The following is a 6,000-nucleotide window of genomic DNA, read 5'->3' on the forward strand; positions in this document are numbered from 1 at the left end:
ACATGTCCCCTACCCAGTAATCTCACATGAGCACAGATTACGACTCCATATTTACTCAACTTGAACAGACACTTGCCACATATCCAACTGATAATATCGGGACACCACTCTCTGAACACGAAGCCCGCGAGATCGTCGAACAGAGACTTCCAGATGTCGTGAGTGACACACTCAATGATACCGATCTGATGGTTAAGGGATCCGTGGGACAGGGGATGTGGACCTCTATTCCCTGGGTAGCAATTATGGATCCACGAGAGACCACGTCCACGCAGAACGGGATCTATGTGGTGTTCCTCTTTGAGCCGAAACGTGGTAAGGTGCGGTTGACTCTAAATCAAGGGGTCACCGATCTCAAAAACGAACAAGGCATCACTGCTGCTAGAGAGGCCCTACGTTCGAAAGCAAAAGAGGTCCGGAAAGATATCTCTCTAGATGGATTCCAGGCGGAAGAGACGACATTTGAGAATGCTTCGTCGATGCCGAAACTGTACGGTCCTGGAACTATCTTCCACCGGACGTATGAACTGGGAGAGATTCCTGACGAGGAAACCCTACGAGGAGACCTGCGGGACGTTGTATCGGCATATAAGAGCTGGGTATCTGGTGATTCTGGGCCTGATACAGAGACAGTTCCCAAACCCGGCCGAGCTGACGAGATACTCACACAACTGCGCGCAAACGGCCAGGTCGTGTTTCATGGACCACCAGGAACGGGGAAGACGTACAATGCTCGGCGATTCGCGCGGTGGTGGGTGAATCAGGAATCGAAGTCACTGGAAAATAAGCAGATCCGATTCGTCACCTTCCATCCGTCATTTAGCTATGAGGATTTCATTGAGGGTTTGACGGCAAAAGAGACTGACAACGGCTCAGTCTCTTACAAAATGGACCCGGGAATTTTCAAGGACGTTTGTACGGACGCGAAAGAAGCGTACAGACAGACTCCAGAAGGCCAACAGGCACCGCCCTATGTGCTAATCATCGACGAAATAAACAGAGGAAACCTTGCGAAGATCTTTGGTGAGACGATCACCCAACTCGAATTAGATAAGCGCCTCGACGCTGATGAAGAAGTGGAACTCAGTCTAGCTCACTCTGGAGATCCATTCGTGGTTCCGCCTAATTTGTATCTCATTGGGACGATGAATACTGCAGATCAGTCAATCTCTCTTGTAGACGCTGCACTCCGCCGGCGGTTCGGGTTCCTTTCATTCCCCCCGGAATACGAGGTGTTCGAGGAAGCGTACGACTTCAAAGAGATGGATCCGGAGCTCACTCGAGTTCTTGAAGCGTCGATCACCGCTCTGGAGATCATCAATCGGAACATCCTCGATACAGGTGAACTCGGGAAAGGCAAGCAGGTTGGTCACTCGTACCTCCTTAACCACGAAAGCGTCGACGACGTCGTAAACGCCTGGCGCTTCAACATCCTTCCACTCCTTGATGAATACTACTTCGGCGATATCGAACGGCTACAGTCGGTCCTCTTCGAGACCGAGTCCAGCGCGCTATTTGACGTGGAGCGACGCGAGATAGACACCTTTGATAGAGAAACACTGCTGGCGGAATTGGAAGGCTTGCAGACCCGAAGTGCCTATGACGTATGAGTGCGCGCAAGAGGTACCTCCTAACTGAGCGGGACGAAACCCGGATCGAGGTCCCGGAGGAAGACGTGCAGTTCTTGGAGTCTCGGGAGGAGTTCACTGTCCGTCGCCGCGCCTCTGAGTCCGTAGATGTCGTTTCCGATCGGCATGTCGGAGTGGTGGGTCTCCCGAGTGGGAACCTCATAGAAATCGAGCCAAAAGCACCGTGTAACTTACTCCACTACCTCGCCTATGTCGATCGGTTAGATGAAGAGATCGTGACTGGTGCAGATGTCAGTATCCAAGCCGGCGATTCCTTCATTGAACTTATAACGAAGTTGTTCCTCTCCGAGGTTGACACTGTTCTCAAACGAGGTCTTAAGCAGGAATATCTCACGGAAGAGTCCGAGGAACGGTATCTTCGCGGGCAGCTCGACCTGCAGAAACAACTCCGCCGACAGGGACCAGGTGCGACGAGTTTTGAATGTCGATTCGACGAACTCTCGCGTGAAATCGTTGAGAACAAACTCCTTATTGATACGGTCGCCCGGCTTCGACAGCTCGTCGACGGTCAGACTCTGCAAAGCGATCTTAACAGATACTACGGGCGACTGGCCCAACAAGTTTCACATGAACCCATGGATCCCGAAGATTTCGGGAATGTCACTCTCACCCGTCTGAACGGATACTACGAGAACGCTCTCGAACTCGCAGAGATGATCTTCCGACAAGAGTACGTCGAGGACCTAAGAGGACTGGACCGTCAGTTCAGTTCACTCATGATCAATATGGAGAGCACCTTCGAGAATGTCGTTGTGAAAGCGGTCGAGACCGTTGCCGAGTCTGACCGGTTTGATGTACGGACAACATCATACGGATCACTATTAACTACAATTGACGGAGCCAGTCGCCTCAATCTCAGGCCAGACTTCTACGTATGGGATCGGGACCGCCGCGAGGTCGTCCTAGTTGGTGATGCAAAGTGGAAGGTTCATACAGATCCGAAGCGCGGAGATTTGTATCAAATTGCAGCGTACCAAGCAAAGTACGGTGTTCCCGGGCTCCTCGTATACCCTAATTTGGATGGAAATATCGAGCAGTCATTCGTGTACGATGAAGAGAAAGGCACTGCTGCAGGCCGAGGGCCTCTGACTGCTGTTGAATTACAAACAGGCGACAGCAGTAACTATGACCATTTCAAGCGAACTATCGAGGATACGATCCGTTCTTGTCTTTCTGGTTATCTAAAAGAACTAGAGGTAGCATAGCGGTAGGATAAAAAACGGTGACTCCTCCTGGCTCAAACCCAGGTTTTACTGAGTTTTCCTGTCATTCTTGGACTTTGATCTGGTTCTTTCTGCTAATCCCATCATATTTTTGAATAAAGATGATTTTCAGGGAATAGATGTTGTTTTCAATACTTTCCCATCTGTTTCAGTTTGTTGAATACGCCTTCTATACTAGTGATATTAACATCATTTTCTGTTATTATATCAACTTTTTGTGTGTTGGCCTCCTCAGTAATATGTCCATGAACTTTTGTACAGTACACATTCGCATGTCCCAAACTACCGAGGATTACTGCAAATATGACGTCATGAGGGTGAGAATAGTTTCTGTGTTCGAAATCCGCTGAAATAATAATGTTATCTGGATCAACTAATTTGAGAAATCTCGATTCGAGATCCTTACTCAGTTCCTGTATATGATCCCAGTTTTCTATACCCTGACAAATTGTGCTTTTACTGATCGATGCTGTTTGTTGTCTAGTCAACGCTTTACGCGCGGTAGAGATATCGATGTCAAGGATATTAATATCAGCACTGTTGCGGCTACCGTGGTGGGGTAGTACGAGTGTATCGGAGTTCAACTTATCTTCACCGATTAAGTCAGCTACTACATGCAAATAATAGCTATTCATGTCTCCAGGAAACAAAGTTGAATGAGTATATTGCGAACCTTTGTACTCATACTCATATTCCATTTTTATAATCAATCCATCATTACGGTCGAATGTCAGCGGGACAGAATCGGCCGAATCATACTGGTGAGGGTTTGGAAAAAGTACGTCAATATCAAGTGTCTCTACTTTATTTTTGAAGAACATTTCCTCCGAAATCTCTTTGAACTTTCCCTCTTTCACATCTGGAATCGGAACATATGTTTCTTCGTCGTTCTCGAAAGCCCTTTTCTGTATCTTACTTTGAGTGTCGTCAGCATATAGACTTAGAGAGGGTGAAAGGTAGGTTTCGGGTGTTTCCCTCGACTCTCTTGTTAAGATATTGAACCCGCTCGTATGATCTTCATCATGGTGTGTTCCCAGTAAGTACATCTCTTTATTTCTGAGATGATCTTTGTATATCTCTCTAAATGCCTTCCCGCCAGAGTTATTTTGAAAATCAGAATCAACCACGACTCGGTTATCGCCGAAAGTGGCGGCAGCAGCGTTCGAATTACCAACGTCATAATGTGTGAGTGAAAATTCTGGAGGCATGAGATTTATTCTTTGTTGGTCTCTGTAGTGAGCTGGTGTTCCAACTCCTCATTCCGTCTGACACCGACCTCAATCTGATCTTTTTCATCAGTAGCAGTAACGGTAACACCCTTTTTGCCGGGCGTGTCACGGTCATCATTTGGTGCCTCTGTTATATCGAATACTTGTCCTCTACTCCACTCATCAGGCATTATATCATCTCTCACGTAGAGATCCCCGAAGTAATGTGGATCAATCAATTTTGAGGGGGGTTTCTTAATATCGTAAACCACAAATCGCGTATATTCTCCTCCTTCATCCCTGATCTCTGCTACGCGACATCGATTAGGACCTTTTGCATTGATTCGGGATTTAGCACTCTCATCAGTTATATTATGTACAGTGGGAGTATCGTAGATGGCATCGCCGTAGATCCCCTCCTCGAGTACAACATTATAGAGATCCAGTATCTGCTGAAAGTTCTGAATTAGTTTGTCGTCGGGGGGTATCGGAGATGTATATCTAATATATCCCACTGTTATTTGACCATACAGTTCGTTATTACTGGTCTCAAGTTCACCTGGTGGCATATTATTTATAGCTTCGTTTCGATAATCCTCTACAGAATCAAGGAGATTGGGCTTAGAAAGGATAGCCTCCTGAATTTTTGACTTCCGCTGTGTAAGGACTCGGCGTACTAGCGACGTAGAGCGGAGTCGATCCCTTTCAGCCCCAAATCCTTGGGTCAACGCTAAGTACGCAATCTCATTCTTTGGGTCGAATAAATACGCCACATAGAGGCCAAACATCGGAGTATCAGTGACCCGGCTATCGTATGCGACCAGGTAAGGAATGTTAGGTAACCGACCAATACCCTCTGGTTCTTGTAGTTCGATGTTTGGTGACGGCGGATCTAATTCGAGATCGAGGCGGTTTTTAATCTTTCTCACATTTGCTATTTGTACGGTTTTATTTTCGCTATAGTTGGAGAGCACAGCCTGTATCAAACTTGAGATGTCTTTTCTATCATTTGCACCAGCACTCATAGTCTAACCAACAGGAACCGCTGTGGAAAACGTTTGCCCTGCACAGATATGCGTCCTAAACAATTGTAGATAGGCCGAGGTGTCTATCACAACACTGTGTTCGCAGAATATGGCTGAGGTGAGTGGAATATGTACTGATTATTCGTAAACAAAATAGCGTTGAGTCGTTTTGTTACAGTGGTGTAGGCGTTCAGAGCACAATTATTTGCAGCCCCCGTGTATTGTAGTGTGCGGATCTCAAGATGCACTCTCGAACCTTACGATTGCGACGTGAGAGCTCTTGACGAGAAATAACACATATCGGTCACCCACTGTATATTATATAGTCATACTCCGGTCATGCGTTGTCTACACTGCCGTATTCAGTGTGCTGATAGTTGCGGATCAGCAGCTGAGATTCGAATTCACAAAACTACCTGGGGAAGACGTTGTTATTATGTCTCTTTTCCACGGCAAAAATAGTAGATATCCCCCGTAACGCGGGCAATTTACGTCCGATGATTGTCGATTCCATCACCTCGCCGTCCTCTGCAGATGCCCCCATAATATACTTTTGCTCTACAATACATACTGCCAGGCATTCCCTGTGCCTGTGCACATTATTCAGTTGTGAAGGAACGTCCATAACATCCCCGTACGACCTACATTCGGCTGGTTATCTAGAACACCACAACGATCGGATCAATTGGCTACCGACGCCGGGTGCTAAGCGATTTAGTCTCGCTGCCAGCGCTGGAGATCTTCGGTCATTTCCGTTGCGGTATCCTCGTCGAATCGGCGCTCGTTGTCATCCATCTTTCGCTCTTCGGAAGTAGATTGTTGGTCAGGTAGAGCTGTCGCTGTGGAAGCGTAGCGGGCAAGGGTGACGCGAACGCGTCACCCGAATGCAATGTTC

Annotated in this window: 4 protein-coding genes; 2 read left to right on the forward strand and 2 right to left on the reverse strand. The window is 47.2% G+C overall.

The features are described from left to right. Positions 1 to 26: 26 nt before the first annotated feature. Together C468_RS17640 and C468_RS17645 are read left to right on the forward strand one after the other, a co-directional pair. Complete coding sequence (locus C468_RS17640; protein ID WP_080510646.1) at positions 27 to 1,610, forward strand: MrcB family domain-containing protein; 1,584 nt, start codon at positions 27 to 29, stop codon at positions 1,608 to 1,610. Next, complete coding sequence (locus C468_RS17645) at positions 1,607 to 2,854, forward strand: McrC family protein (RefSeq protein ID WP_080510647.1); 1,248 nt, start codon at positions 1,607 to 1,609, stop codon at positions 2,852 to 2,854. Before C468_RS17640 ends, C468_RS17645 begins: the two co-directional genes overlap by 4 nt. A gap of 146 nt (positions 2,855 to 3,000) precedes the next feature. Here the strand turns inward: C468_RS17645 and C468_RS18155 are convergent, their stop codons facing one another. Then, positions 3,001 to 4,080, reverse strand: coding sequence for a hypothetical protein (locus tag C468_RS18155; protein WP_152422925.1), 1,080 nt, complete (start codon positions 4,078 to 4,080; stop codon positions 3,001 to 3,003). A gap of 5 nt (positions 4,081 to 4,085) precedes the next feature. After that, positions 4,086 to 5,105: an MrcB family domain-containing protein gene (locus C468_RS17650; RefSeq protein WP_080510648.1), complete on the reverse strand. Its 1,020-nt coding sequence runs from the start codon at positions 5,103 to 5,105 to the stop codon at positions 4,086 to 4,088. Between the last annotated feature and the right edge of the window lie 895 nt (positions 5,106 to 6,000).

Source organism: Halorubrum kocurii JCM 14978 (assembly GCF_000337355.1).
In the GTDB taxonomy this organism is placed as follows: domain Archaea; phylum Halobacteriota; class Halobacteria; order Halobacteriales; family Haloferacaceae; genus Halorubrum; species Halorubrum kocurii.

Bases quoted from the DNA above. Each gene is read 5' to 3' on its own strand.
- C468_RS17640 (WP_080510646.1), top strand. From the start codon at position 27: ATGAGCACAGATTACGACTCCATATTTACTCAACTTGAACAGACACTT.
- C468_RS17650 (WP_080510648.1), bottom strand. From the start codon at position 5,105: ATGAGTGCTGGTGCAAATGATAGAAAAGACATCTCAAGTTTGATACAG.
- C468_RS17645 (WP_080510647.1), top strand. From the start codon at position 1,607: ATGAGTGCGCGCAAGAGGTACCTCCTAACTGAGCGGGACGAAACCCGG.
- C468_RS18155 (WP_152422925.1), bottom strand. From the start codon at position 4,080: ATGCCTCCAGAATTTTCACTCACACATTATGACGTTGGTAATTCGAAC.